This is a genomic window from Synechococcus sp. Cruz CV12-2-Slac-r (assembly GCF_024346075.1).
In the GTDB taxonomy this organism is placed as follows: Bacteria; Cyanobacteriota; Cyanobacteriia; order PCC-6307; family Cyanobiaceae; genus Synechococcus_D.
In genome coordinates, this window is sequence record NZ_JAGQEK010000172.1 from 1 (window position 1) to 3,232 (window position 3,232).

Annotated in this window: 2 protein-coding genes; both read right to left on the reverse strand. The window is 39.4% G+C overall.

The genetic code is table 11. The features are described from left to right. Positions 1-2,666 (reverse strand): glucosidase (locus KB557_RS10070; protein WP_255133834.1); only part of this gene is annotated, 2,666 nt, incomplete at its 3' end. Then, on the reverse strand, positions 2,663-3,232 hold a 570-nt coding region (locus KB557_RS10075), incomplete at its 5' end, for a GMC oxidoreductase (RefSeq protein WP_255133836.1). The genes KB557_RS10070 and KB557_RS10075, both read right to left, overlap by 4 nt.

A 3,232-nucleotide genomic window follows, 5' to 3' on the forward strand; every position in this document is an offset into this window, starting at 1 on the left:
CTAGCACCAACGCCACAACCATTATCTCCGTTAAAGTACTCGTGAAAATTAAATAATTCCGAATCAAAACAGGCTTGGTCTAGATAAGAGCCATTCTTAACAAATGGAGCTCTTCCGGTTTCCCTCGGTTTGAAAAGAGAAATCAACCTAGATTCCAAATCGTAAGCAATTTGATCCAAGGTTAGAAAACAACCAGAAAAAGTGGGATATTCGATAAGATACTTATCACCTAAAACCCTATAATATTCGCGCAAAGCTTCGATCAATAGATAATTTATTGGCATCCAAACTGGACCTCGCCAGTTTGAATTTCCACCAAACATAGCAACAGGGCTATCTGCAGGAGAATAGTTTAAGGTTGCTGTAATTCCCGCCACATTCATTGAAAACGGTTGGTGTTCATAATATTTTGAGAGACTGCGAATTCCATATTCTGATAAAAACTCTGATTCATCAAATAGCCATCTACAAACCCTACGCAATCGATAGGGTGAAACTAAAGAAAACAATGCACGGCCGGAAGAATAGGAGCCCAGATGGCAAATAGACATACTAAAATCATCAATACCATGCACATCTAAGTAGTTTCCTATCAAGGTATCTAAATCAAGACGTGGTTCCGATTTAACCTCATCACTACTGAATGATTGAACAGCAAGTAAGGGGATAATTCCAGTTAAAGATCTAACCCTAATATATTCAGCAGTACCATCAGGACGACGAAGTAAATCATAATAGAAACCATCCACAGCATCCCAGTTGAGATAACCACGCTCTTCCTCACTGTTTAATGAAGAAACAGAATGCAGAAAACTAGTAGCAAACCGTGTAACTAATTCACCACTCGGTTCAACCTTATCATTAGTATGAATTGATTTTGCTCGAAGTTTTAATGCCAACACAATCTTCAACATATATAGAGTGAGCAATGCCATCCAAGCAGTACCATCAGCCTGCTCAATCCGGCTTCCATCAGCTAACGCATATCTACGATCAAATGGAGAGATGTTATCTAATCCAAGAAAACCACCATCAAATAGATCTGAATCCGTCCTTGCATTACGACTTGCCCACCAACCATATTCCAACAATAAGGTTTTTAATGACTCTGCTAGAAAATTAAAATCTGATACGCCAGTATGATTTCGATCAATTGTAAAAATACGCCAGGTTGCCCAAGAAGCTAGCGGCGGATCAACATCAGAAAAAGCCCATTCATATGCTGGAATCTGAGAACTAGGTGAAGCATATCTTGAGGTTCTTAATATCATACTTTGTTGTTTTGCGAATGAGGAATCTAAATCAGCCATTGCAACAGCATGGAACATCAAATCCCACTTGCAAAAATATGGGTATTCCCACGCATCAGGCATAAGAAATATGTCATGAGCATGAAGATACTTCCAATTTCCAAGGTCAGAATTCCACCGACTTTTTGGTGGAATTGGACTTCCTGGATCTCCTTTTAACCAACGATAAATATTTAATTCGTAATATTTTTTAGACCAGAGCAATCCTGATGATGCAGCTATAAAAACCTGATAATCAGAAAAAAATTGCTCACCTTTAATGCACTGGTATAAAGAATAAAATTCATTCGCTTCTTCTTCTCTTCTTGAAATTAATGCCTCGGCATCGCCAAAAGGATCTAATTGCTTATGAGCAGATAAACGGCAATATATAGTCCATGTTTCCCCCGGGGGAACGGTAGATTCACACAACATAGCGGCCTTAGATCCCTGACTTAAGTAATTAATTGCGCTTTTTTCGCCCTGAATTAGATAACGGTGAAAAGCATCTTTAAAGTAAACTTGGTCTGACTCCTGATTAAACAAAAGGGGTGTATTAGTCTCATTATTTGTAAACACCCATTCAAACTGTTGATCACAATAAAAATATTGAGCAGCTAAAATCTCAGACTCATATCTTTGCTTACCAGGGCCAACCAATTCGGGAACATATAAGGAATTATCGTCACAAATAGTAATTTGAGATTCGAGTATATCTGGATAACCCCACATCCAAGAATTTCTGATCCATAAAGTTGGCAACACCGCTATGTATGCTGGCTCGCTAGATTTATTTTCAACGGATATCCTTATAAATGTATCATTAAAATAGTCTTTAGCGTATTCAATTGTACAATGAAAAACTTTATCTCCCTGCAACACTCCAGTGTCTTCCAACTCAAATTCTACTTGATCCCGGGACCTTTTAGCGTTCTCCGAAATAAGCTCACCATAAGGAAATTCATTTATGGGATATACATATAATGCTTTCGCATAGCTATGGGTGGGAGTATTAGTTAAGTGATAATAGGCTTCCTTAACATCTTCGCCATGGTTTCCCTCATGATTTGCTAATCCAAATAAGCGCTCCTTAAGAATTGGATCCCTACCATTCCAAAAAGCGGGAGCAAAACAAAGATGACAATTGCGATCTGTCCAACCAAACAAACCATCATCACCCCACCGATAAACCCTTGATCGTGCATGATCATGGGGGAAAGCCTTCCATGCATCACCATCCTCCTCATAACATTCACGGACCGTTCCCCATTGACGTTCTGGAAGGTACGTTCCCCACAATTGCCAATCAGTTTCTCGAGAATTTGATTCTGCTAATCTTGCATATTCAGCAGATTGACTAAATTGAGTTGAATTCATCCTAACCTCTCAACTAAGTGCTCTGATACCCTGATAGCATTTGCGATAGCTGTTAAAGATGGATTAACGGCCCCAATGCTAGGGAAGAAGCTAGTATCAACTACGTATAAATTATCTACGTCGTGGGCCTTGCAATTTAAATCGAGAACTGAATCCTCTGGATTAGTACCAAACCTACAAGTTCCAGCCTGATGGCCAACTGCTGCGATTGCCATATCGGAAGCAAAATATATCTGTCTCTCAGCCAAGTGGTCCTGCTGATATAATTTTTCAAGTACACGCTCAAGTCTATTCATCAATTCACTAGAAGCACGATCATTTGTTGCTAAATAGCTTAAAGTTATTTGACCGGTTGAATCAACAGTTACCCGATTATCAGGCTTGGGTAAATCTTCAGTTTGCAGCCAAAAATCCAGAGATCTTTCAGCCAGCTTATCCATAGACCAAGTGGGAGCAAGGGCTGTGAGCTTAGGCTTGTAGCCCTTCATCATTGCACCATTAGTTTTACCCGTCATCTGAATATTACCAATGGGGAAATCAAAATCATTGTCGCCAAAATACCAATC